The organism is Antrihabitans auranticaus (assembly GCF_016481275.1).
Taxonomy (GTDB): Bacteria; Actinomycetota; Actinomycetes; order Mycobacteriales; family Mycobacteriaceae; genus Antrihabitans.
This window is the reverse complement of sequence record NZ_JAEMNW010000001.1, coordinates 1,380,963-1,404,672: the sequence shown is the minus strand read 5'-3', so window position 1 is coordinate 1,404,672 and position 23,710 is coordinate 1,380,963. Positions and strand designations below refer to the sequence as shown.

At 63.7% G+C, this 23,710-nt stretch carries 20 protein-coding genes; 8 read left to right on the top strand and 12 right to left on the bottom strand.

From position 1 onward, the window contains the following. Position 1 precedes the first annotated feature (1 nt). The 4 genes from JGU72_RS06515 to JGU72_RS06500 are packed head-to-tail and all read right to left on the bottom strand — an operon-like array spanning position 2 to position 3,316. Positions 2-778, bottom strand: a complete 777-nt coding sequence (locus JGU72_RS06515; RefSeq protein WP_199682862.1) for an SDR family oxidoreductase — start codon at positions 776-778, stop codon at positions 2-4. Positions 779-808: 30 nt separating this feature from the next. Beyond that, positions 809-1,150, bottom strand: a complete 342-nt coding sequence (locus JGU72_RS06510; protein ID WP_199682861.1) for a RidA family protein — start codon at positions 1,148-1,150, stop codon at positions 809-811. Between the two features lie 16 nt (positions 1,151-1,166). Then, entirely contained in the window at positions 1,167-2,456 is a 1,290-nt protein-coding gene (locus JGU72_RS06505) for an alanine racemase (RefSeq protein WP_199682860.1), read from the bottom strand. A 5-nt stretch (positions 2,457-2,461) separates the two neighbouring features. Continuing rightward, a complete protein-coding gene (locus JGU72_RS06500; RefSeq protein ID WP_199682859.1) occupies positions 2,462-3,316 on the bottom strand; it encodes a fumarylacetoacetate hydrolase family protein in 855 nt (284 codons plus the stop codon). Between the two features lie 322 nt (positions 3,317-3,638). On the opposite strand from JGU72_RS06500, the gene JGU72_RS06495 reads away from it, so the two are divergent. Continuing rightward, a complete protein-coding gene (locus tag JGU72_RS06495) occupies positions 3,639-4,631 on the top strand; it encodes a glutamate cyclase domain-containing protein (protein WP_199682858.1) in 993 nt (330 codons plus the stop codon). Between the two features lie 17 nt (positions 4,632-4,648). After that, positions 4,649-5,416: a putative hydro-lyase gene (locus tag JGU72_RS06490; protein WP_199683251.1), complete on the top strand. Its 768-nt coding sequence runs from the start codon at positions 4,649-4,651 to the stop codon at positions 5,414-5,416. Here the strand turns inward: JGU72_RS06490 and JGU72_RS06485 are convergent. From JGU72_RS06485 to JGU72_RS06465, 5 genes are all read right to left on the bottom strand, one after another. Next, the gene (locus tag JGU72_RS06485; RefSeq protein ID WP_199683250.1) at positions 5,403-6,791 is read right to left on the bottom strand and encodes a pyridoxal phosphate-dependent decarboxylase family protein; all 1,389 of its coding nucleotides are present in this window, start codon (positions 6,789-6,791) and stop codon (positions 5,403-5,405) included. The genes JGU72_RS06490 and JGU72_RS06485 overlap by 14 nt on opposite strands. 16 nt (positions 6,792-6,807) lie before the next feature. Beyond that, positions 6,808-7,476 (bottom strand): GntR family transcriptional regulator, encoded by a 669-nt coding sequence (locus tag JGU72_RS06480; RefSeq protein ID WP_199682857.1) that lies wholly within the window; start codon positions 7,474-7,476, stop codon positions 6,808-6,810. Positions 7,477-7,622: 146 nt separating this feature from the next. Continuing rightward, the gene (locus JGU72_RS06475; protein WP_199682856.1) at positions 7,623-8,615 is read right to left on the bottom strand and encodes a transketolase family protein; all 993 of its coding nucleotides are present in this window, start codon (positions 8,613-8,615) and stop codon (positions 7,623-7,625) included. Then, a complete protein-coding gene (locus JGU72_RS06470; protein WP_199682855.1) occupies positions 8,612-9,496 on the bottom strand; it encodes a transketolase in 885 nt (294 codons plus the stop codon). The genes JGU72_RS06475 and JGU72_RS06470 overlap by 4 nt, the downstream gene beginning before the upstream one ends. 45 nt (positions 9,497-9,541) lie before the next feature. Next, complete coding sequence (locus tag JGU72_RS06465) at positions 9,542-10,888, bottom strand: MFS transporter (RefSeq protein WP_199682854.1); 1,347 nt, start codon at positions 10,886-10,888, stop codon at positions 9,542-9,544. A 190-nt stretch (positions 10,889-11,078) separates the two neighbouring features. On the opposite strand from JGU72_RS06465, the gene JGU72_RS06460 reads away from it, so the two are divergent. The 6 genes from JGU72_RS06460 to JGU72_RS06435 all read left to right on the top strand — a co-directional run bounded on the left by JGU72_RS06460 (position 11,079) and on the right by JGU72_RS06435 (position 18,416). Further along, the gene (locus JGU72_RS06460) at positions 11,079-11,903 is read left to right on the top strand and encodes a sugar phosphate isomerase/epimerase family protein (protein WP_199682853.1); all 825 of its coding nucleotides are present in this window, start codon (positions 11,079-11,081) and stop codon (positions 11,901-11,903) included. Between the two features lie 30 nt (positions 11,904-11,933). Continuing rightward, a complete protein-coding gene (locus JGU72_RS06455) occupies positions 11,934-12,707 on the top strand; it encodes an SDR family NAD(P)-dependent oxidoreductase (protein ID WP_199682852.1) in 774 nt (257 codons plus the stop codon). 43 nt (positions 12,708-12,750) lie between these two features. Next, entirely contained in the window at positions 12,751-14,487 is a 1,737-nt protein-coding gene (locus tag JGU72_RS06450; RefSeq protein ID WP_199682851.1) for a dihydroxyacetone kinase family protein, read from the top strand. Then, positions 14,484-14,954 (top strand): ribose-5-phosphate isomerase, encoded by a 471-nt coding sequence (locus JGU72_RS06445; protein ID WP_199682850.1) that lies wholly within the window; start codon positions 14,484-14,486, stop codon positions 14,952-14,954. Before JGU72_RS06450 ends, JGU72_RS06445 begins: the two co-directional genes overlap by 4 nt. A gap of 61 nt (positions 14,955-15,015) precedes the next feature. Continuing rightward, positions 15,016-16,914 carry a serine/threonine-protein kinase PknD gene (locus JGU72_RS06440; protein ID WP_199682849.1) on the top strand — a complete coding sequence of 633 codons (1,899 nt, stop codon included), beginning with the start codon at positions 15,016-15,018 and terminating at the stop codon, positions 16,912-16,914. 47 nt (positions 16,915-16,961) lie between these two features. Then, positions 16,962-18,416, top strand: a complete 1,455-nt coding sequence (locus JGU72_RS06435; protein ID WP_199682848.1) for a DUF2252 domain-containing protein — start codon at positions 16,962-16,964, stop codon at positions 18,414-18,416. A gap of 7 nt (positions 18,417-18,423) precedes the next feature. On the opposite strand, the gene JGU72_RS06430 is transcribed toward JGU72_RS06435, so the two are convergent. The 3 genes from JGU72_RS06430 to car all read right to left on the bottom strand — a co-directional run bounded on the left by JGU72_RS06430 (position 18,424) and on the right by car (position 23,674). Further along, positions 18,424-18,585, bottom strand: a complete 162-nt coding sequence (locus JGU72_RS06430) for a hypothetical protein (protein WP_199682847.1) — start codon at positions 18,583-18,585, stop codon at positions 18,424-18,426. A 207-nt stretch (positions 18,586-18,792) separates the two neighbouring features. Continuing rightward, positions 18,793-20,199, bottom strand: a complete 1,407-nt coding sequence (locus tag JGU72_RS06425; protein ID WP_199682846.1) for a hypothetical protein — start codon at positions 20,197-20,199, stop codon at positions 18,793-18,795. A 13-nt stretch (positions 20,200-20,212) separates the two neighbouring features. Then, positions 20,213-23,674, bottom strand: a complete 3,462-nt coding sequence (car, locus tag JGU72_RS06420) for a carboxylic acid reductase (RefSeq protein ID WP_307828352.1) — start codon at positions 23,672-23,674, stop codon at positions 20,213-20,215. Positions 23,675-23,710 lie beyond the last annotated feature (36 nt).

The window sequence follows — 23,710 nt, the reverse complement described above, 5'->3', positions numbered from 1 at the left end:
CTCAGACGCTCGCGATCAACCCGCCGTCGACGCGCAACACGGAACCCGTGATGTACGCGGCCCTCGTGCTCGCCAGGAAGGCAACGGCATCGGCGTACTCCTGCGGGTCGCCGTAGCGGCCAACCGAGATGGAGCTGACGCTGTCAGCAGTCACGTCGGCAACTGGACGGTTCTCGCGTTTGGCCTTCGCCTCGTCGAGAAAGGTGATTCGCTTCGTCGCGATGCGGCCTGGAACGATGACGTTCGACGTGATCCCATGCCGGCCGACCTCTTGGGACAGGGTCTTGGACCAGCCGACGAGGGCGGAGCGCAACGCATTCGACAATCCGAGGTTCGGAATGGGCGTAATCACGCCGGACGATGCACTCGTGACGAGTCGGCCCCAGCCGCGCTCCTTCATGCCGGGCAGCACCCGATCGGAGATGGCAATGACCGACAGCACCATCGACCGGAAATGCTCGCCCCAGAGTGCGACGTCCTGCCCGGATACCGGCGTCGGCGGCGGTCCGCCGGTGATGTTCACGAGTATGTCGACCGGGCCGAGAGTGTCCTCGATGGTCGTGATGTGACCGGATACGGCATCGAGATCGGCGAGGTCCCATTTGAGCGCAAGGGATGCGTTCTGTAGTTGGGCGGTCGTTTCCTCGAGTGCATCTTCGTTCTTGTCCGAGATCGCGACTGCGGCGCCCTCGGCGCTCAACGTTGTCGCGATCGCGCGACCTAGCCCGCCTCCACCACCGAGCACGAGCGCGACCTTGTTCCTGATGCCCAGATCCATTGGTTCCTCCGATGAGAGTTAGTTGCTTGCTTACTGATCCGAGACGACGGCCTGCGCATTGACCTCGAACAGGACACCTGGGCGCAAGCCCACTGTGACCGTGGTCCGGGCAGGAAACGGCTCGGCAAAAAATTCGGTGTAGACGGCGTTCATCGCCTCGAAGTCGTCACCGCTGGCGAGAAACACGTTGACCGACACGACATCGGCGAAGGTTGCGCCGCTCAGCGCGAGAGCGCCGCCCAGATTTTCGAGCGCAAGCCTCGTCTGCGCCTGGAAACCTTCAGCCAGGGTCTTGTCGAGGTGGTAGCCGCACTGGCCCGCGGTGAAGACGAGATTGCCGCGACGGACGCTCGGCGAATAGGGTCTGTTCATTGAATGAGCTTTCGGGTCAGAAGAAGGTCCGGATCGCGTCGACGACCGTGTAGTCGTCGTCGATCACCGGAATGAATCGGCTCTTGTCGAATGCCGTACACGGATGTGAGAGACCGAATACGACGATGTCACCCGGCCGGATCGCCGATTCGACGTTGACGCGCAGAAAGGCGTGCTGATCCATCACCTTGAAAACCTCGGTGGTGCTGCCGAGTTCGGTGACCGATCCATCCCGATGGTGCACGCGTAGGGCGGTCGGGAGGCCGGCGTCGTACGGCACGTCCCGCTTGCCGCTACCGACGATCACCAAATCTGGTTCCGGGCAGGATAATACGCTGCCCCAGGCTTCGAGGGCGTTCTCGAGGTGCAGCGTCTCGTGCTCCGCGCGACGGCCGTCGAGTGGTGACAGCGAGTGATACTTGCCGAGGTCGTGGCTGAGGTAGCAGCCGCTGCGAAGTACCAGTCGGACAGGTTGTTTCGCATTCGGCCAAGCCGCCAGCTTGGCGACGACGCGGTCGAAATACGAACTGCCGCCGGCTGTGACGATCACGTCACCGGCGCCGAACAAGTCTCGTTCTTCCAAAAGATCGACGAGGCGCCGGACCCGGTCGAACAACACGTCGATTGCGGCAAGATCGGTCGCCGAGCCGCCGGACGTCACGAGGCCTTCGTAGGTTTCGACACCGCGCAAGGTGAGGTGCCGCGCTGCCGAGACAGCATCGGCTACAGCGATTGCATCCTTCTCGGTCCGGATACCGCCGCGTCCGCCGTCGATGCCCATCTCCAACAACACATTCAGACTGAGATCGGCACCGGTCGCTGCGATGATGTCGTCGATGTAGGAGACGGTTTCGGGATCGTCTACAAGGCAGTAGAAGTCGAAGTCCGGATTCGCGGTCAGCTCACCTGCGATCCAGCGGACGGAGTGCGCATCGGACAATTCGTTCGCCATGATGATTCGGGTGACGCCGTACTTCCGCATGATCGCCACCTGTGAGGGCGTTGCGGCGGTCATTGCCCAGGCGCCCGCCGCAAGTTGGCGTTCGAACAATTGTGGTGACATTGTCGTTTTTCCGTGCGGAGCGAACAACGCGCCGTGGCGTACGCAATACTGCGCCATCGTGTCGAGGTTGTGGTCGATTGCGTTACGTCGCAACGTCGTCACCGGTAGCGCGAGATCGCCTCGCGCGACGTTCCAGCTTTGGTTGCCGACCTCATCGAGACGGACGGTTGCACCGAGCGGCACGCCCTTGTACGTGGCATCGATTGTCTCGGATAGCAAGTCGGCCAAGGCATCGCGATTCATCGAACTCAGCCCTGCTTGATCGTGTTGCGCAGTATGCCGATTCCGGGAATCCGGCATTCGATGCGGTCACCGTCGGCGACGACGAGCGCGCCGGGTGTGCCGGTCGAAATGATGTCGCCCGGGAACAGCGGCATCACCTGGCTGTGGAAGCTGACGAGATGCCGGGGAGAGAAGGTCATGTTGGAGACCGTGTTCGAGCGAATCTCGTCGTCGTTGCGCACTGTAGAGACCTCGATGGCGCCGAGTTCGGGAAACGTGTCCCGCACTTCTGCCATCGGCACCAGCTCGGGCCCGAAACAGAAGAAGTTTGGAAAGTTCTTGGCGCGCGTGAGAAAACGAGGATTTCTGCGCAGGATGTCCTCCGCTGTCTGGTCGAGGATGGTCGTCACTCCCCAGACGTAATCAAGGGCATCTTCTTCGGACACGTTGCGACAGGTGCGACCGATGATCAGCCCGATCTCGGCCTCGGCGGTCACCCTGTTGCTCAACGTGGTCGGCGGCAGTTCGATCGGTTCGTCCTGGCCGACAATCGTGTGGTCGCCTTTGATGAAAGACGCCGGCTCGTCGGGTACCGATTCGGACAGGTCTCCTGCGTGGTCGCGGTAGTTGAGCCCGATTCCCCAGATCTTGCGAGGGCGCAGATAGGGCGCCGTGAACAGCATCTCGTCGACAGGGACGAAGAGGTCGTCATGGGCCCGTGCGGCTAGGGCGAGCACATCATCGTCCGCATCGAGTTCGACCAGGTCGCGCACGTCGCCGTCGAAGTTCGGCAGAACCGAGTCGGCGAACAGCACCCCGCGCTTCGGGTCGACGAAGACCGCTCGTCTGGTGTTGTCGACTTTCACGGTCGCCAAGCGCATTGCGTTTCTCCTGTAATCGATTCTGATCGAGCTGACCTGTCTAGCTAGAATTGACGATATACGATATCTCGTTGTTGGACAACCGACAGCTCAAAACTTGCGCCTCTCCCGCCGCGCCCCGTTTAGGGATACGCACCGGCTTTAGGGTCATATATCCGGTGCGCATCCCGAAAAGTAGTGCGGAGCAACAGGTTACCAGCGAGGATGGGGAGCGTAGGAGGTCTGCCGATAGGCCGCTGCTCGGACGGCTCGGTTTGCTACCTTCCGCCATAGTGAGATACGGTATATCGTGAACGAGCAACGGGATCGGAAGGAAGCTGCCATGGTCGCCAAACCGGAATCGCATCCGGCATTCGAAAGCCTGGATCGATTCGCAATCACGGAGATGCGGCCGCCGACGAGTCCCGCCGGCGTGGTTGCGCCGTTCTACAACCTGGTTCGCGATTCCGCAGCGCCGCCGCTGTCGTATCAAATCGCGCAGGCGATCCTCGGTCGGGAAAAGGGGAAGGTGCTCATCGTGACCGGACTCGTCGACGCCGTACGGTTTCCGTGCGGCGAGATCGACGGACCGATCGGATCGATTGCGCTCGCCCGCGCGCTGACGTTGCTCGGCTTCGACGTAACGATCATCGTGGATGCGGAGGCGATGGCGCCGATCCAATCGATCATGGACGCCGCTGACCTCCCAGCGGTCACTCTGCGCCGCGCAGATCTGCCCGATACGGAGTCTGCGCGACGTTTCGGTGCGGGCTTCGACATCGTCGTCGCCGTCGAGAAGCTGGGCAGAAACTCGCGTGGCACAAGACATCTCGTGTGGGGCACGCTCGTGGACGTTGGCGACCCGTACGGTGACGACTATGTTCAGGCCGGCGCAGACTCCGGTGCCTTGACGATCGGAATCGGCGACAACGGCAACGAGATCGGCTTCGGCAACATCCGTGAACAGGCCGAGCCGTTGACGCCCGCGGGCGTATCCGTCGCCGGTGGATTCTTTGCTGCCACGCTCGTCGACTACTTGTTCCCGGCGTCGGTCTCGAACTTCGGGTGCTACACACTTGTTGCGGCGCTGGCGATCTGCGCGGCGAGAGGCGATCTTGTCCTGGACGGTGAGCAGATCCGCCGGTGGACCGAGGTCGGCCTCGACGCCGGATTGCGCAGCGGCGGTGTCGACGACGTCGCTTTCCGTGGTGACGACGGCATCCCGACTCGCTTCGTGGCCGCCACCGCGGAAATCATGGCAGGCATCGTGCACCAAGCGCTGCTCGGCGCACCCTGGGTTGCGAAGGACCTCGTGAAAGAAGCACATACACAATGACATCGACTCTGGACACGATGCGTGACGCGAGCCCGCAACAGGCATGGCACGCCAACCGGAACAATGCCTGGAACCGTCCGACCTCCGGAATCTGCCACGGCTACGTGCAAGCGAATCTGGCAATCCTGCCGGCGAAGGACGCGTTCGACTTCTTTCGATTCTGCCAGCGCAATCCGAAACCCTGCCCGATCCTCGAAGTGACCGATCTGGGCGACCCGGAACCGAAACTCATTGCGCCGGGGGCGGATCTACGCACGGACCTGCCTCGTTACCGCGTCTACCGCAATGGGGAACTGACCGACGAGCGGACCGACATCGTCGATCTGTGGCGCGAGGACCTCGTCGCATTTCTTCTTGGTTGCAGCTTCTCGTTCGAGCACCTGCTACTCGACGCAGGCTTGCCCGTTCGCCACATCGATCAGAAGGTCAACGGCCCTGTCTACGTGTCGAATCGGGATTGCGTGCCGGCCGGCCAGTTTGCAGGCAAGCTTGTCGTGTCGATGCGGCCGATGCCGCCGGATCGGGTCGTCGAAGCAGTCACCATCACCGAGGCGCACCCCGAGGTTCACGGCGGACCGGTGCACATCGGTTCACCGGCGGCTTTGGGCATTCCCGACCTGGACAAGCCGGACTGGGGCGACCCCGTGACGATGGAACCCGATGACGTGCCGGTCTTCTGGGCGTGCGGCGTCACGCCTCAGCAGGTCGCGATGGAAGCCAAGACAGAACTGATGATCACGCACGCAACGGGACACATGTTCGTCACGACGCTCACTGTCGAATAGCGCGCTCGATTGCCGCTGCCGAGCGGTCGATATCGTCGTCGGTCGTTGCCCAGTTCGAAATAGACACGCGCAGAACGTATTCGCCGTTCCAGGTTGTGCCACCCAACCAGCACGTCGCGTCCTGCTGGATAGCGGCCACCGCGGCGCGGTTGGCATCGTCGCCGCCGGGCAGTCGCAGCAGGACTTGGTTGAGGACGACGTCGTTGATGATGTCTGCGTCGCGAATCGTCGCCAGCCGCTCGGCTATCCGCCGGGCCTGGGCGCAGTTGCGTTCGATCAATTCGGCGATTCCGGCTCGGCCGAGTGAACGGATCGCCGCGTAGACGGGAACCGCGCGGGCACGGCGGGAACTTTCGGGAACGTAGTTGGTGTTGTCGCGCTGACCAGGATCAACCACGAGATACGGACCGGCGAGGCTCATTGCGGCGACGTGCGCGTCCGGGTCGGCAACGATGGCCATCGCACCGTCGTAGGGCACATTGAGCCACTTGTGGGCGTCGATCGCCCAGGAGTCGGCCCGTTCGACACCGTGCGTGAGGTGCCGGGTAGCCGGGGCTGCTGCAGCCCACAGGCCGAACGCTCCGTCGATGTGCAGCCACGCGTTGTGTTGCGCGCACGCTTCGGCAATCGGATCGAAGGCGTCGAACGAACCGGTGGCGACGTTTCCCGCTTGCGCGCAGACGATAGTCGGTCCGTCGGCGTCGGCGTCGGCGTCGGCGAGCGCGTCGCGCAGCGCCTCGGGATTCATCCGGCCCTGATCGTCAGCGGGAATTCGAATTGCGGTTTCGGCGCCGAGCCCGAGCAGCCGTAGGGCTGTGTAGATGGTGGCGTGCGCGTGCTCACCGCACAGGATGCGAACTGGCGGTGCACCATTGAGTCCGTATTTTCCGACGTCCCAACCTGCCCGGGCGAGCACTGCATGCCGGGCTGCGGCGAGACACGTCGTATTCGCGCCCTGCCCACCGGTCACGAAGCCGACGCTCGCGTCCGCAGGCAGGCCGAGGAGGTCGAGCGTCCATGCGGAGGTGATCTCCTCGATCGCGGCGGCCGCGGGGGCGAGGGAGTGGAAGGCTGCGCACTGGTCCCATGCCGAGACCAGCCAGTCGGCAGCCAACGCCGCGGGCAGAGCGCCTCCGATCACGAAGCCGAAATGGCGCGGCCCGGCGCTGGCGACCAGGCCGGGTTCGGCGCCTGCGGCCAGCGCGTCGATGACCGCACCAGGGTCTTCGCCACGCACGGGCACCGGTCCGCCGAGCGCCGCGCGGACGGCACTCGCATCCACCCGTGCCGTTACCGGCCGCTCATCGAGAGACTCGAGAAACGAATGCGCGTGCTGTGCCGCGGTTGTGAGTCCGGCAGTGCGATCGGGCCGCAGCACGACGTCGCTACGCTCAGGCCGCGCCGGAAACGAGTACGTCGGCGGCACCGGCCATGTGCTCGACGACCGTCGCTGCGGCTCTGTCTGCCTCGCCGGACTCGATCGCGTCGACGATCTCGAAATGTCTCGCGGCGTCCATGTTGCGAACGGCGCGCTCGACACCGGCAAACATGATCGACATCCGGATGCTGCCCTCCAACGACGACCACGAATGCAGCAGCGTGTCGTTGCCCGTGAGACGGCACATGGTGCGATGGAAGTCGAGGTCGGCCTCGATGCGCTCGTCGAGGTCGGCGGCTTCGCACGCGACCATGCGATCGACGGAGTTCCGCAACGCCGTCGTGACTTCGGCACGGTCGTGTTGTGCGCAAAGTTCGCGCGCCGCAAGAGATTCCAACGCCGCTCGTACCTGGAAGATGTCGCGGATCTCCTTCGTATCAAGGTGGCGTACGACCAGTCGTCCCCGATCGCCCTCGGAGACGAGGCCCTCCTGCTGGAGTTGACGGAGTGCCTCGCGCAAGGTGCCGCGGCTGATCTGCAACGCGTCGGACAGTTCGGTTTCCACCAGGTGCGTTCCAGGCTGCAGTTCGCCAGTTGTGATCGCACGTCGAAGCGCGACCAAGGCCTGGCGGCGCAGGCTGGTTTTTTCCAACCGCAGCAGTGAACCCGGATCCTGCGCCATGAATGCTCCTCGTCCCGTCGACCGACTGTTGACAGCTGGTCTGTCAACAGTTGATCGTACGCTAGGAAGGGTGCTCCGCACCCTGCGCGCGGTTAGCGAGTCCACAGCCTCGCCAAGCGCGCACGGGCGCGGAGCGCCTACTGCTTTCATGCGAGGTTTTCGAGCGTTGTCGCAACGATGCGCGACGTCGACAGGCCGTAACGCTCGTGGAGCGTCGGAAGTGCGCCTGCGGCGAGGAACTCGTCCGGCAATCCGACCGGCACGATCTTCGCGGATACTCCCGCTCGGACAGCGGCGGAGGCAACCGTCTCGAACAGTCCGCCGACGATCGTGTGGTTCTCGCACGTAACTACCAGCCGGCCCGAGTCGACCTCGCCCAGAACGGTTGTCGCGTCGAAGGGCTTAATCGTGGGTGTGTGAACGACTGCGGCGTCGACGTGGTGGGCAGCAAGGGCTTCGGCAGCCTGCAGCGCGCGCATCGTCATCAGTCCGCTGGAGACGAACACGACGTCGGCGCCCGTACGAAGTACCTTCGCTTTGCCGAGTTCGAAGGTGTAGTCGTACTCGTCGAGCACTGTCGGCACCTTGCCGCGCAGCAGGCGAAGGTAGGTCGGGCCCTCGCTGGCTGCGAGCTGCGGTACGGCCTGTTCGATATCGACGGAATCGCACGGGTCGACGATCGTCAGGTTCGGCATGCCACGGAAGATCGCGATGTCCTCGGTCGCTTGGTGGGATGGCCCGTATCCGGTTGTGAGACCGGGCAATCCGCCGACGATGTTGACGTTGAGATTCGGCTCAGCAATATCGAGGCAGAGAAAGTCGTAGGCTCGGCGCGCCGCGAACACCGAGTACGTGGACGCGAAGGGAATGAGTCCCGTCTCGGCCATTCCTGCCGCTGCGCCGAACAGCAGCTGCTCGGCCATACCCATCTGAAAGAACCTGTCGGGGAACGCCTCTGCGAAGATATGCATGTCGGTGTACTTGCCGAGGTCGGCGGTCAGTCCGACGATTCGCTTGTCCTGCTGGGCTGCCGCGACAAGCGCGTGGCCGAACGGCGCCGGCGTCGTCTTCTGCCCCTCGTCGGCGAACGAGGCGATCATTGCGGACGTGCGCAGGCGGGGTTTCGTAACGGTGCTCATCGTTTGCTCTTTCCTTCGTACCCTGCGGTCAATTGGTCGCGGCAGACTTGCCATTCGTGCTCATCGATGCGCATGAAGTGCGCTTTCTCGCGGTTCTCGAGCAGCGACGCGCCTCGTCCCACGCGAGTATCGGCCAGGATCACCGACGGCTGGCCGACCGGTTTCGCCTGTGCTGCAATAGCATCGAACGCATCGAGCAGCGCCCCGACATCGTTTCCGTCGACCCGCCGAACGAACCAGCCACATGCTGCCCACTTGTCGGCCACCGGTTCCGTGCGCAGTACCGAGGCGGTGTTCCCGTCGGCTTGGAGCGCGTTGATGTCGACCATGGCGGTCAGGTTGCCGAGGTTGTGGTGGCTCGCCCCCATCGCTGCCTCCCACGTCGACCCCTCGTCGAGCTCGCCGTCGGAGAGGAAGTTGAAGACGCGCGAGCTCGAATTCTGGTGTCGCAGGCCAATTGCCATTCCTACGGCGACCGTGAGGCCGTGGCCGAGCGATCCGCCCGAGATCTCCATGCCAGGCGTATAGCTCGCCATGCCGGACATCGGCAGGCGGGACTCGTCGGAGCCGTAGGTATCGAGTTCGTCGACCGGGATGATGCCCGCTTCGGCGAGCGCGGCGTACAGGCCGATTGCATAGTGGCCGGTCGAGAGGAGGAACCGGTCCCGCCCGTTCCAGTGGGGATCCTCGGGGCGGTAGGTCAGCTGGTCGGCGTACACCGCTGCGAGGAGGTCGGCAGCGCCGAGCGCTTGCCCTACGTAGCCCTGCCCCTGTGCTTCGCCCATGTTCAGTGCGTAGTGGCGCATTCGATAGGCAGCCGCTTCGACGCGTTCGCGCCGATCGGTGCGCAGCGACTCGAGGTCGCGTGTCGATACAGTCATGATCGTCCTAAGGTTTTGATTCGAAGCTGTTACGAAACAGCGGATTCAGGCGGCAACTTTGGTGTCGGCGTATGACTCGGCCGAGGCTGCTTCGTCGGCGAGTCGGCGTTCGCGCGGTCCCCAGGTTTCCCTGGTCAGTACAGCCGCCCACAAGCCGATCGCGGCGTAGAAGGTGAACAGCAGGGCGGGTCCGATCCAGCCGAAAGAGACATAGAGCAGCGTCGTGACGAAGGGCGTGAAGCCGGAGACCATTGCGGAGATCTGGTACGCCAACGACGCACCGGAGGCACGGGTCTTTGCCGGGAAGAGTTCCGGGAACCAGGCGCCCTGTGCGCCGGCAAGCGAGTTCTGGCACACGGCATAGGCGAGGACGATCGTGGCGACGATGAGTACGGCAAGGCCGGTATTCACCAGAAGGAACATCGGAATACCGAATGCGACAGCGAACGCGGTGGAATACAGGTAGACGGTGCGTCGGCCGATCTTGTCCGTGAGCCGCGCCCACGCCATGGTCGCGAAGATGCCGATTGCGCTGGCAATGCAGAGTGCCACAAGCGTTTCGGTCTTGGTCGCCAGCTTGGTGTTGTGCAGGTAGGAGATCATGTAGGTGATCGACACGGCGTAACCGGCGGTCTCGGCAATACGCAAGCCTATGCCGCGCAGGATATTTCGCCAGTCGTCACGGATGACCTCTTTGATCGGCGATGCGACGATATCGCCGCTCTCTTTGACGTTCTCGAATACGGGTGACTCGGGAACTCTCGCCCGAATGATGAGTCCGACGACGACGAGCAAGATGCTCGCGAGGAACGGCACGCGCCACGCCCAGTCGCCGCCGAGATGCACGCTGCCGAGGAATACGAGGTTTGCGAGCAGTAGGCCGACCGGGAAGCCGGCCTGGACGACGCCGGTGTAGCGGCCCTTTTCTTTCCAGGGTGCGTGTTCGTAACTCATGAGGATTGCGCCGCCCCATTCGGCGCCGAAGGCGAGGCCTTGGACGATGCGAACGACGACCAACAGGATCGGGGCGATGATGCCGGCCTGGGCATAAGTGGGTAGTACACCGATGAGGAACGTTGCCAACCCCATCACGATCAGGGAGGCGACCAGAACCGGCTTGCGGCCGACCTTGTCGCCGAGGTGACCGCCGAGAATGCCGCCCAGCGGGCGGGCGGCGAATCCGACGCCGAGCGTGGCGAACGCGGCAAGCGTGCCCGCCACCGGGCTTGCGCCCGGAAAGAATGCTGTTCCGAAGTACAGCGCAGCGGCAGTACCGAAACCGATGAAGTCGTAGGTCTCGATGACGGCACCGACGCCGGAGCCGACAGCAACCCTTTTCGCGTCCGGAGTCCCGTGGACCGGACCGCGCATCTGCAGAGCTTCAGCGCTCATAGTGCTCATCCCTTCAAAACAAGAATAGTGACTGACTGTTGACCGTCAACAGTGTGACGAGAAATAGTGTGAACCAAGCCACAGTTGACTGTCAACAATGAACAGCAGGTAAGTTGCCCGTTGACTGTTAACAGTCAACTCAGCTAGTGTGCTCACCATCACATACGCACCGAGCAAGGGATGAGCGACGATGTTCCACCACCGACTGGGGTGTTCCACCATCAGTTTTCGGCACCAGCCACTCGGCGAGGCCCTACGGACGATCAGCTCGCTCGGCTTTGCCGAGATCGATCTCGGTGCACTACCGGGTGTCTGCGACCACGTTCCCTACGTTCTCGATCGCGCAGCTGTCGCTGCTGTCGCGATCACAGTCGCGCGGTCGGGCCTAGCCGCCCGATCGATCAACGGCGATATCGGCGACCTCAACGTCGAACTCGACGCGCAGGGCCGGCGGGCGCGCGGAGAGCACCTCGCGATGCTGTTGGAGCTTGCCGAAGCGATCGGTGCGCAAGCCCTTGTTCTGCCCTGTGGGGCGATCGACCACACGCCGATCCAGTCGCTCGACGCCGACCTCGACCGGATCGCGAACGAACTTTCGACCGCGGCCGAAAGGGCGAACGAACGCGGTATTCAACTGTGGGCAGAGACTCTGCACCTACACCGTCTCTGCTGCAACATCGAGCGCGCAACGGCTTTGAGTGAGCGGTTGACCGCCTCCCGTGTGGGCGTCGTGATGGATTTCAGCCACATCGTGGCCTCGGGCGCCGATCCCGTCGCGTTCGTCGAACGTTTCGCAAATCGGATCGAGCACGTACATCTGCGGGACGCTGTCCCCGGCAACATCAACTTGAGCATCGGCAAGGGTGATGCCGATTTCGCGGCCGGAATCGACGCACTGACGCGGCACGGTTACCGCGGCCACTTCTCCCTCGAACTCGAGACCCGCGACGTGACCCACGAGGGCCGTCCAGCAGCAACACGTGAAGCCGGACAACTCGTTTCGGCACTCATCTGACCCGCACACCCACGAAAGCAGGAAGAAACAATGAGCACAATTCAGCGCACCGCAGTGATCACCGGCGCAACGTCGGATCGCGGAATCGGCATCGGCGTCGCCCGGCGCTATGCCCAAGAAGGCTGGGCGGTCGTCGTTCTCGATCTCGACGGGGAAAAGTCGGCAAAGGTCGCCGCAGAGATAGGCAACGAGTTCGCGGTACCCGCATTCGGCTACGAAATCGATGTGACAGCCGAGGATTCCGTTGCCGCTGCACATGCCGCGGTCACTGCCGAGGTCGCCGCAGGCAACCTGCCGGTCGTCGGCGCACTCGCCAACATCGCGGGTATCACGTCACCTGTGCCGTTCCTCGAGACCACGCTCGACATCTGGAACAAGGTCATGGCCGTGAATGCAACCGGTACCTACCTCGTCACTAAGGCATTCCTACCGGGAATGCTCGAGGCCGGGTGGGGTCGCATCGTCAACATGTCGTCGGTGTCAGCACAACGCGGCGGCGGCGTTTTCGGCAAGGTGCCGTACTCCTCGGCGAAGGCTGCGATTCTCGGCTTCACAAAGGCGCTCGCACGCGAACTCGGCACCAGCGGCGTGACCGTCAACGCCGTCACTCCTGGCGCGGTCGACACCAACATCCGCGTCGGCGCGACCCCGGAAAGCGAGGCAGCCCTGGCTCGTGACATCCCGGTGGGCCGCACAGCGACGACCGATGAGGTCGCTGCCGTCATCACGTTCCTGTCCAGTGCCGATGCCGCGTACCTCACGGGCGCGACCTTCGACATCAACGGCGGAAGCCACATGCACTGACGGGCATTCGCCCGCAGTCCACCGAATACTCCAGAGGCACATCATGACTCGACTGTTCAACGATCCCGCAACTTTCACCGAGGACATGCTCGAGGGTTTTCTCGACGCGAACGCACGCTATGTCGTCGGTGTACCCGGCGGCGTTGTCCGCGCTACGAAGACGCCCGAGGGGAAGGTCGCGGTCGTGGTCGGGGGTGGGTCCGGGCACTACCCCGCGTTCTGCGGAGTCGTAGGCCGAGGTTTCGCCGACGGAGCTGTTGTCGGCAATATCTTCACGTCCCCGTCGGCCCAACAAGCCGCATCGGTTGCCCGCGCCGCACACGGCACAGCCGGGGTTCTCTTTCTCACTGGCAACTACGCGGGTGACGTCATGAACTTCGGATTGGCCGTAGCTCAACTGCGATCCGAAGGCATCGACACTCGCTTCGTGGCTGTCACGGACGACATCGCCAGCGCGTCGATCGAAGACATCGGAAAGCGGCGCGGAATTGCCGGGGACTTTACCGTGTTCCGTTGTGCGAGTGCGGCAGCCGAAGAGGGCCACGCCCTCGACGAGGTCGAGCGGATCGCACGTGTGACGAACGACGCCACGCGCACACTCGGTGTCGCATTCGAGGGCTGCACTATGCCGGGAGCGAGGTCGCCGCTTTTCGCGGTCGAGCCGGCCACGATGGGCCTCGGTCTCGGGATCCATGGCGAACCCGGAGTTGCGAGTCACCCGTTGCCCACTGCCCGGGAACTTGCCGAGGTACTCGTCCGCGGCGTGCTCGCCGAACGTCCGGTCGGCGCGGGTAACCGTGTCGCCGCAATTCTCAACGGGCTCGGCCGCACGAAGTACGAGGAACTGTTCGTGGTGTGGAAGACCGTTTCTTCTTTGCTGGCGGCAGCGGGCTACGTCGTCATCGAGCCGGAAGTCGGTGAGCTGGTGACGAGCCTTGACATGGCAGGGTGTTCGTTGACGATCACCTGGCTCGACGAAGAACTCGAACGCCTGTGGACCGCACCGGCGGATACGCCTGCATATCGCAAAGGCAGCGCGGCACCGGTTGCTGGAGTTCGTCGTGAAACAGTCAGCACCACAATCGAACTGGATTCTGTGGCCGTCGTGGTCTCCGACGACGCGTCGCGGCTCTGCGGCCGGTTCGCGGCCGACGCCATCGCAGCGATCAACCGCACGATGGCCGGTGCAGAGGACAGGCTCGGGCGCATCGACGCCATCGCAGGCGACGGCGACCACGGTCGCGGGATGGTCCGCGGCTCAGCCGCAGCCGCCTCGGCCGCAGCGGATGCCGTGCAACGCCATAGTGGGATTTCCGCTGTGCTCGGCGCCGCCGGCGCGGCATGGGCCGACCAGGCAGGTGGCACCTCGGGCGTGCTCTGGGGTGCTGCCCTCGGCGCGATCGGCCGCACACTCGGCGACCACGGCATACCCGACGACGCGACGGTGGCTGCGGCGCTGCGGGCAGGCTACGACGCACTGGTCCAATTGGGTGGCGCCAAGCCTGGCGACAAAACGATGCTCGACTCGCTGTTGCCGTTCGTCGAATCGGTCGAATCTGCCGTCAGCGCTGGACAGAGTTGGCGGGCGGCATGGGCAGCGGCCGTTGACGTTGCCCACGACTCCGCTGCCGCAACCGCCGCCCTGCGGCCGAAGATAGGCCGCGCTCGTCCGCTCGCCGAGAAGAGTCTCGGCGCCCCCGATGCCGGCGCGGTATCCCTTGCGATGTGCGTCGGCACTGTCGCCGAACTTTTCGAAACCGAACGGAGCGTTACGAAATGAGTGATCGATTGCGAATTGTGGTCGGCTGCGACGATGCCGGCCTGCAATACAAAGACGCGCTCCGCCGCGACCTCGAAGCAGATTCGAGGGTCGCGACCGTTGTCGACGTCGGTGTCGGTCCGGACGAACACACCGCGTATCCGCACGTCGCGGTAACTGCCGCCCGCATGGTTGCTGATGGCACTGCCGACCGGGCGCTACTCGTTTGCGGAACCGGTCTGGGAGTGGCGATCAGCGCGAACAAAGTGCCGGGTGTTCGGGCCGTGACCGCGCACGACAGCTTCTCCGTCGAGCGTGCGATCCTCAGCAACGACGCACAGGTACTGTGCCTCGGCCAGCGAGTCGTCGGAATCGAACTCGCTCGGCGCTTGGTCACAGAGTGGCTCGGCTATCGGTTCGACGAGTCTTCCGCGTCGGCGGCGAAGGTCGCAGCAATCGGAGCCTACGAACCGGCTCGACTGCCGTAGCAGCCACGCGCACGGTCAGTTGGTCGTATTCTCGCGTTATCGCGGGAAGACGGGTTTACCGATGAGCGGAGCTGACCTCGGACCTGGCGACTCGTTCGCCGGGTACACGATCGAGGCCGTCCTCGGTGTCGGCGGGATGGGCGGCGTCTACCTCGCCAACCATCCCAACCTGCCGCGCAAGGTCGCACTCAAGCTGCTGCATCGCAGTCTCACCGCAGACGACTACGTCCGCTCGCGCTTCGAGCAGGAAGCCGAGCACGCCGCCAGACTTCAGCATCCGAACATCGTGCCCGTCTACGACCGTGGCCGCCTGGGCGACCAACTGTGGATTGCGATGCAGTACGTATCCGGTACGGACGCTTCGAAACTCCTCCGAGACGGTCCCTTGCCGCCGGGTCGCGTGATCCACATCATCACCGAAACGGGTCGGGCGCTCGACTATGCGCATTCGGTCGGAGTCCTGCACCGAGACGTGAAGCCCGCGAACATTCTGCTGGCGGACGCGGCTCATCCGGGCGCGTCCGAGTGGGTGTTGCTCGCCGATTTCGGGATCGCGAAAGCAATCGACGACACCGCTCATCTCACAAAGTCCGGAATGCTCGTCGCGACTCTCGTCTATGCATCGCCTGAACAGATTCAGGGCCTGCCACTCGACCATCGCGCGGACGTGTACTCGTTGGGCTGCACGCTGTTTCACTTGTTGACCGGGGTACCGCCCTATCCAGGTCCGGCAGCCGCCACGATCATGCACGGCCACCTCAGTCAACCGATCCCACGTCCGAGTGCGGTCCGTCCGGGGATTTCACCTGCGTTCGACGCCGTCATCGGGCGAGCATTGGCAAAGAACCGCGAAGGGCGTTACCCCAGCTGTGGAGAGTTGGCCGCGGGAGCGCGCCGAGCGCTGCAGGCGCGCCCGCCGCAGCCGACGGTTGTGCGCACCGTCGAGCCGCCGAGGGTCGCCCAGCCGCAGACCTACGTGGCGGCAGGTGGGTACCCGCCCAGTCCGGGTTGGGCTGCACCACAACAGTTCACGCCTGGACACAATCCCGGGATGCCGCCGCCACCGAGTCGGCATACCGCGGCGATAGTCGCCGTTGCCGTGGCACTCGTGCTCGTGGGGATCCTGGCGTTCGTCCTGTGGCCCAGCGACTCGGCTCGAAAGTCGACCGCGACCGGAACGACCACTGCGACAGCGATCGATGCCGCGCAGGTACAGCGCGTGCTCCCGTTCACCCCTGCGAGTCTCAGCGGATTGGCCGTCAGTGCCACGGGCGACGTCTACACGATCGATTCGGCCGACGGCCGCGTGCTGAAGTTGCCGGCGGGGTCTGCGACGCAGGAAGTCGTGCCGTTCTCCGCTGATCTCGAGGGGCCGACCGGGGTAGCGGTCCGCGGCTCCGGAGAGGTCTACGTCATCGAGTACCTGTCGGGCAAAGTGTTGCGGAGCAATGGTGTAGACCTGCGAGTCGTACCCTTCACCGGCGTCAGTCTGGTCGTCGACATCGCGGTCGACTCGTCCGGGAACGTCTACGTCACGGACGCGCAGAATTCACGAGTCCTGATGCTCGCCAACGGCGTTGGGCAACAGGTTGTGCTGCCGTTCGACGACCTCGTGGATCCAACGGGTGTGGCGGTGAACGAGGCCGGCGATGTCTTCGTCGCCGACAGCGGGAACAGCCGCGTTCTCGAACTCGCAGCAGGATCGGACACTGCGGTCACGCTGCCGTTTCGCGGACTCAGCTACCCCGTCGGTATTGCTCTGAACGATGCAGGCGATGTATTCGTGGCCGACAACGGGAACAACCGGGTGGTCAAGCTTGCTACGGGATCGTCCGATCAGGTCGTGCTGCCATTCGACGGCCTGCAATATCCGCGCGATGTGGCAGTCGGCTCGAACGGAAGCGTGTACGTCGTCAACCTCACCGAGACCAACCAAATCCTCGAACTGTCGGCAGGCTGACGCGCAAACAGCGCGAACAATGCGGAGTAGGCGCGCACTATTGGCATATGGACGCCGAACAGAAACCGGAAGCTCGTTCGAGTGACAGTGGCGGCGCCGGTCACCATGTCGTAGTCCCGACGGCCGACGGCACAGACTATGCGTCTTTGCGGCGGCAGGCGATGCCGCGGGAGGAGCGTTATTCGCTGGGCAGGAAGATGCGCGGGGAGACGCCGAGATCGTCACTCGGCGAATGGCGAACCGATCGAGATCGCCCGTATGTCATCGCCCTCGTCAACGAATCGCACCGGGGCCGAATCGATTCGCTGATTCCGGTTCGGGTGGGTCGAATGGTGGCCTCGCCATATGGGTTTCTGCGCGGGTCGGCGATCGTCATGGCCTACGACCTCTCGCTACTGCCTGCCACCGGCATCCGGCCAGTGATCTGCGGCGACGCACACCTGGGAAACTTCGGCTTCTACGCGTCGCCGGAACGCGATCTTGTGCTCGACCTGAACGATTTCGACGAAGCACATCCCGGCGGCTGGGAGTGGGACGTTCGTCGGCTCACGGCAAGTATTTGGATTGCGGGACGGCAGAACTCGGCCACGGAAGAGCAATGTGCCGATGCTGTCGAGTCGTGTGTTGCCATGTACCGCAAGCATATTCGTTGGCTGGCCGAGCAGCCTCTGCTTGCAAGATCTTTCGAGCGACTCGATCGCGGCCGCTTGCAGACGACGGCGTCGGATGAGTTACTGCGCAAGGAGATCGAGCGTTCGGCGGAACGGGCGCAGCGGCGGGTCAGCGATCGTGCGCTGCCCAGGTTCACAGAGGAGGCCGAGGGGCGCCGGCGAATCGTGACGGAGCCGCCACTTATCTCGCGGTTACCGGACGCCGAAGCCGACCATCTTGCCGAGGGCCTCGACGACTATCTCGGCACGTTGCCGAGCCACTGGCGGCGCGTGCTCAGCGGGTACACGCTTGTCGATGTTGCACACAAGGTCGTCGGAGTCGGCAGCGTCGGGTTGCGGGCGTATGTCGCACTGTGCGAAGGCAGCAGCCCGGACGACGTCGTCTTCCTGCAGCTCAAGCAGGCCCGGCGCTCGGTGGTCGCCCCTTTCGTGCACGGCGACTCCGCATGGCACGACCATCAGGGCAGGCGCGTCGTCGAGTATCAGCAGGCACTGCAGACCGTCAGCGATCCGCTGCTCGGGTGGACCACGGTCGAAGGCCGCCAGTATTACGTGCGGCAGTTCCGGAATATGAAAGGCACAATCGCGATCGATCACCTGACACCGTCGGCTCTCACCGACTATGCCGGAATCTGTGGTCGGCTACTCGCAAAGGGTCACGCTCGCACGAGCGGTGCCTCGATGATCGCCGGATACGTGGGGAAATCCGACAAACTCGAGGTTGCGCTGTGCCGCTTTTCTCGCGCGTACGCCGACCAAACGGAGATCGACCATGGCTTGATGGTCGATGCGGTCGCGCGCGGGGAACTGCCGTGTGAGTCCCCGGACTAGCTGAGGCCTATACCGCGTTCTCGGGAATGCCGAGCATCGCGAGCAGAATCCGGCAGTCGGGGGCATCGATCGAGTGCCCGGCGACAAGCCTTTGGGCTTGGCGGAAGGTGTCGAGCTGGTGCTCGCTGAGTGTCGGTTCGTCGAGTTCGGACATGTCGAGATTGGACATATGGGCTAGACCCCTTACTAATGGTGACGCCGAGCGGCAATCAATGCGCGGCGAGTGAGCCGGTGTCAGCCGACATCTGTGATCGCCACGAAGGGAAAGTTGCACCGTCCTGGAGTGCCCAGTCTACCCGCAAATGTCCGTACATGGTCGACGCTGTGGCGCGTGGGGTTCTGGAGGCGGTAGGGGCTCGGTGTGGGTTACAGGAAGCTAGCTGATCCGCAGGATCCCAGTGATCGTGCCCTGCAGTAACTGACCGTCGCGGGTTATGAGCGGCGCGGTCTGTAGCGGATCGTTGACGATGGTCGCGGGTAGCGGTCGGTCGGACAACACACTCCCTGTTTCGGGATCGACAACCGTGAACGTGTAGCCGTCGAGCGGGGTTGTGGTGTCAGCGCCGACGCGGGAGACGGTGTAGATGTTGCCGTCGGCAGTCGAGAGGCGCGGCACCGCGGAGCTGCGAATTCGGTTGTCCCACACGGTGTGACAGCCAGCCTCGGCTACGTCGACGCGGGTCATTCCTCCGACGAACGGAGCCGACGCGGGCTGTGCCGGGCCGGCACCGTCGGGCACCGCTGGATACGGGTAGCCGTACGTGCTAGCGACGACGACCGATCGGCCTATTCCGATCGGCGAGTTCTCGCTGCCCGCACCTCCCTGGGTGAGCACTGGCTGTGAGCACACCAATTCACCACTGCCCGAGCGATATACGAGCAGGTGCACCTGGCCGTCCGCGTTGTCGACGATGGTCAGATAGTCGGCACCCGTGGCTGGGCCGAAGTAGGTCGGTGTGGAACCGGTGCCCCAACTCAGTTGGCCGGGTTTGCGCGCCGAACCGCGGTCATACGCTGCACGCCAGAGGATGCGCGGCATTCCCGTGTCGTCCGTGGCCAGCTCGTAGAGGGCGTGTGTCGTGGCGACGGCGACCCTGCCACCCGGCGCCGATGAGATACTGTTCGCAACCAGTTCGCCTTCCGGCAGCTGCGTAGCTGCTGTAACGCCTGTCGGTCCGACGACCCCGACACGCCCCTTCCCGGTGGCGAACCACACGTTGCCCTCCCAATCCGGGACGAGGCCGGTTGCGCCGTCGTCGCTGGAAATGACACCCGTCAGGTCGATCGACTCGTCGATGCCGAGGCGCCACGCACCCGACCGATCCCGTTCGTGGCCGACGCGAATCAGCTGCCGATTCCCGTCGAGCGCAACCAGCCGATCGTTGTTGTCGACGTAGGCGTACACCCCGCCGAGCAGGCTGCCCTTGGCCAGCCTCAGTTCGGCGAGTGGTGGTCCTGAAGGGCCGATCAGGTAGACGGTCGGGACCTGCCCGAGTATCGCCGTGCACAGCGCAAGAACGAGACCGTCGCTGCCCTGCAGGATTGTCGGGCATGCCGCCGCGAGCGGGTAGCCATGTATCGCAATGTCTCCCGTGCCGGGTCCGGCGAACGGTGACGTGTCCGAGGACTCGGCGTCACCGTGCATCGTTGAGGTGCCGGGCTGCCCCACGTATGGATTGTGCGGCGGCGTTGGGCCCCAGGTAGATTCGGCCCTGGCAGGCAAAGGCGCCATAACCAGAGCGCATGCGCTCACGACGACTGCTCCGATTCTGTTCCGAGACATGCGCACCACGCAATTACAGCAGTCCGTGCGAGCGCAGGTCGGCCACGTACTTTCGAATCAGTGGCGCGGTCAGGTGTGGAATGTCATCGAAGGTCTCGGTGCTCGCTGTCTGCACTGCGGCGCGGAATCCCTTGGCCGGCAGTGCGGAACCACGAATCGGCAGAGCGGGACGACGATACGCGTGCAGTAGTGGCAGTACGGATGCCTGGCGTTGCTTCTCGGGTAGCGCCCGCAACGCCGTCTCGAAACGGCTGAACCAGTCGCTGTAGTCATCGATACGCTGGATGTTGTGTCCGGCGTCGATGAGCCATTCGACGAACTTGTCCAGCGAAATTCCGTCGTCGTGTGGATTGACGACGTCGAAGGTCTGAAAACAGGAGGTCGCCTCCGCCCCGAGTGTGGTGACTGCAACCGCAACGAAGTCGGCCGGTAAGCCGTCGTAATGCGCGCGCTGCCGGTTGCCCTTCTCGTCGGTTCGGTAGAACGAGAGCGGCGCAATGCCGGTCGCTGCGACGCTGAGTACGAGTCGTGTAAACATGTCGGGCACGTTGAGTTGGCCGTCGAATCGACTGTGCGCCAGGATCATGTCCGATCGGAAAACCGAGACGGGGAGGCCGCACAGATCGTGTGCCTCTCGCAGCAGCACCTCGCCGGCCCACTTGCTGTTCCCATAGCCGTTCGCGTAACCGTCGCCGACGGTTCGCGTCGCGCTCATTTCGCGGACGTCACCGTCCTCTTCGAAGGCCGAGGGCGCTATCTGCGCGGCCACTGCCACAGTCGACAGGTAGGTGGTCGGCTTCAGACGGGTAGTGATTGCCAACCGGATAATTTCGGCAGTACCAACAACATTGGGGCCGAAGAGTTGGTCGTAGGGCAGCACGTGGTTCACGAGGGCGGCGGGGTGCACGATGAGGTCGACTGTCTGCGCCAACCGATTCCACGTTTCGTCGTCGAGTCCGAGGTTCGCCTCGCCGATGTCGCCGGCCAAGAGTTCTAGATGTCGCGACGCGAGGTCCCAATAGCGGGCGAGCAGTGCGGGATCGCCGGAGTCGAATACTTCGTCGAGTCGCTCTCGAGCTGCGTCCACATTCCTGCCGCGCACGATGCAGATCAGCGTGCCGCCGTCGCGCTCCATTCGCTCGAGCCACTCCAGGCACAGGAAGCGGCCGAGGTAGCCGTTCGCGCCGGTGAGCAGAACAGTGCGAATGCGCCCGTCTCCGTGTGGCAGATTCTTTGCGGCGTTGAGGGTTCGGGCGTCGATGAACTTGTCCAGCGACAATTCGGCGGCAAGTGCACGCTCACGCGAACCGTGCACTGACGTGTAGGTCGGCCGAAGCGAACCGGAATTTCGCTCTGCGGCAATGTAATCCGCAAGGTCTTGCAACCCGTTTGCAGGACTGACGATCACTCCGACCGGTACGGTGATGTCGAAGATCTCGGTCAGAATATTCGAGAAAGAGAGTGCCGATAGGGAATCCCCACCGAGGTCCGCAAAATGCGCGTCTGGTCGCAGTTCGCTCGGTGCACAGCCCAGCAGTGCAGTGACCGCGCGGCTGATCGTCTCGAGCACGGGCAACGCCGCGGCCTCGTGGCGCAATGCGACAAGGCTGTTGACCTCTGCTGCGGCCAAGTCGGCGTAAAGCTGCTGCAGCCGGTCGTTGTAGCGTTCGATCAGCTTGGGCCGCAGCAGCTTACCGATCTCGGACAGGAGACCGTTTGCGGTGGTGAACGGCTCCGTCTCGATGAGAAAATCGCGCGGGATCTCGTACGAGTTGAGGTCGGCATCCTTGGCGATCCGATGCAATGACTCACGCAGCGCGCCTTCGAGATCCGCACGCGTGAGTGCTTCGGCGGTCGGCACGATGACGGCGAGCAGGTAGGCACGCTCGCTACTGCCGTAGACGAAAATCTGTTCCAGCAGTGGGCTGCTCGCGAACGCGGCCTCCACCTTCGCGACAGTCACGAATTCGCCTTGGGACAGCTTCAGCACGTTGTTGCGACGGTCGACATAGACCAAGCGATCGGGCCCTATTTCCGCGACGACGTCGCCCGTCCGGTAGAAGCCGTCGGTGTCGAAGACCTCGGCATTGACGTCGGGCCGCTTGTAGTAGCCGGGAATCATCGTGGTGGTCTTCAGCAGCAGTTCGCCCCGCGAATACGGTTTGTCTGTACCGAAATAACCGAGTTCGGGTACGTCGACGAGCTTGTAATCGAGCACTGGTGGCCGACGGACGATCGTGTCGATCACAACTGCGCCGCCGGCTTCGGTCGACCCGTATCCGTCGTGGAGTTCCAGTTCGATGATCGATTCGACGAAAGTCTTCATTTCTGCCGCCAGCGGCGCACTCCCGACGACGACCGACATGAAGCGACCGCCGAGAAAATGCTCGCGCAGTTCAGCTTTCACTGCGGAATCGAGAGCGTCGAGGTCCACACCTGGCATCGATCGTCGGTCCATCTCGCTCTGGTAGCGCTGAAAGATCATGTCGCATACACGGGGAACGAAGAACAATTCGGTCGGTCGCGTGAGCGCGATGTCTTCGAAAAGTGTCGACATGTCGCTTTTCGCAGTGAAGTACGCGGTGCCACCGCGAGCGAGGACTCCCTGCAGCGTGATACGTCCCGCGATGTGGCTCAACGGCATGTAATTGAGGTTGATGGCGGCGACTTCTGGCTGCGACAGCCACACCGCCTTGACCAGACTGTCCGTGTACATGGCGCCCTTCGGCGTTCCTGTGCTGCCGGAGGTATAGATCAGCAGGGCAAGGGGGTCGTCGTCGGCCTCGGGAACGAAAAGCGGAGCCGACGGCAACTCGCGCCCGCGTTCGAGAACTTCGTCCAGCGTTTCGACGAGCACTGCCGCGTCCACAAGTCGAACGCGAGCGGCTTCGAATGCTGCACGATGGCTGTCGTCATCGGGGTGGTAGTCGAACACCAGCAACCGGCGCGGGGGATTGCCCGAGAGTGCGAGATTTATTGCAGTGTCGATGCTTTCGGCGCTCACGGCGAGGGTGTGGGGCGCCGTCTCGGCGATGATCGCCGAGAGCTGCATGACGGACGCGCCTGCCTGGAGCGGCACGGCAACCGCGCCGAGGTGGACGCACGCCAGGTCGATAGTGGCGTAGTCGATGCTGATGAAGCCGAGGGTGGCAACGAAATCGCCTGCACGCAGGGCATGTTCGGGATCGTGATGCAGCGCCGACGCAACCGCTCCTACTCGCGACCACAACTCGCGGTAGGTGACGGTCGCAAATGTGGGCAGAAGGTGCCGAGTTCGATGGCCGTCGGCATCCTGGACCAACTCGAATGCGCGCTGCCCGACGGCAGGGCGATCCGCGTAGCGTTCCATGACGGTCGTGACGACCTGGGCGAGGCGAACTCCGGGTGCGCGTAGCTCGGCACCTACCGCGGGGATCGGGCGGGCGTCGCGAAGCTCCTGGTGAGCGGCGTACAGGTCGGAGACGCGCTTCGACAGAGTTGTCCGGGGTGCACCGGTTTGCCGGGGTTCATC

Coding starts and splice junctions, on each gene's coding strand:
- JGU72_RS06515 (WP_199682862.1), bottom strand. CDS start 778: ATGGATCTGGGCATCAGGAACAAGGTCGCGCTCGTGCTCGGTGGTGGA.
- JGU72_RS06510 (WP_199682861.1), bottom strand. CDS start 1,150: ATGAACAGACCCTATTCGCCGAGCGTCCGTCGCGGCAATCTCGTCTTC.
- JGU72_RS06505 (WP_199682860.1), bottom strand. CDS start 2,456: ATGAATCGCGATGCCTTGGCCGACTTGCTATCCGAGACAATCGATGCC.
- JGU72_RS06500 (WP_199682859.1), bottom strand. CDS start 3,316: ATGCGCTTGGCGACCGTGAAAGTCGACAACACCAGACGAGCGGTCTTC.
- JGU72_RS06495 (WP_199682858.1), top strand. CDS start 3,639: ATGGTCGCCAAACCGGAATCGCATCCGGCATTCGAAAGCCTGGATCGA.
- JGU72_RS06490 (WP_199683251.1), top strand. CDS start 4,649: ATGCGTGACGCGAGCCCGCAACAGGCATGGCACGCCAACCGGAACAAT.
- JGU72_RS06480 (WP_199682857.1), bottom strand. CDS start 7,476: ATGGCGCAGGATCCGGGTTCACTGCTGCGGTTGGAAAAAACCAGCCTG.
- JGU72_RS06475 (WP_199682856.1), bottom strand. CDS start 8,615: ATGAGCACCGTTACGAAACCCCGCCTGCGCACGTCCGCAATGATCGCC.
- JGU72_RS06470 (WP_199682855.1), bottom strand. CDS start 9,496: ATGACTGTATCGACACGCGACCTCGAGTCGCTGCGCACCGATCGGCGC.
- JGU72_RS06465 (WP_199682854.1), bottom strand. CDS start 10,888: ATGAGCGCTGAAGCTCTGCAGATGCGCGGTCCGGTCCACGGGACTCCG.
- JGU72_RS06460 (WP_199682853.1), top strand. CDS start 11,079: ATGTTCCACCACCGACTGGGGTGTTCCACCATCAGTTTTCGGCACCAG.
- JGU72_RS06455 (WP_199682852.1), top strand. CDS start 11,934: ATGAGCACAATTCAGCGCACCGCAGTGATCACCGGCGCAACGTCGGAT.
- JGU72_RS06450 (WP_199682851.1), top strand. CDS start 12,751: ATGACTCGACTGTTCAACGATCCCGCAACTTTCACCGAGGACATGCTC.
- JGU72_RS06445 (WP_199682850.1), top strand. CDS start 14,484: ATGAGTGATCGATTGCGAATTGTGGTCGGCTGCGACGATGCCGGCCTG.
- JGU72_RS06440 (WP_199682849.1), top strand. CDS start 15,016: ATGAGCGGAGCTGACCTCGGACCTGGCGACTCGTTCGCCGGGTACACG.
- JGU72_RS06435 (WP_199682848.1), top strand. CDS start 16,962: ATGGACGCCGAACAGAAACCGGAAGCTCGTTCGAGTGACAGTGGCGGC.
- JGU72_RS06430 (WP_199682847.1), bottom strand. CDS start 18,585: ATGTCCAATCTCGACATGTCCGAACTCGACGAACCGACACTCAGCGAG.
- JGU72_RS06425 (WP_199682846.1), bottom strand. CDS start 20,199: ATGTCTCGGAACAGAATCGGAGCAGTCGTCGTGAGCGCATGCGCTCTG.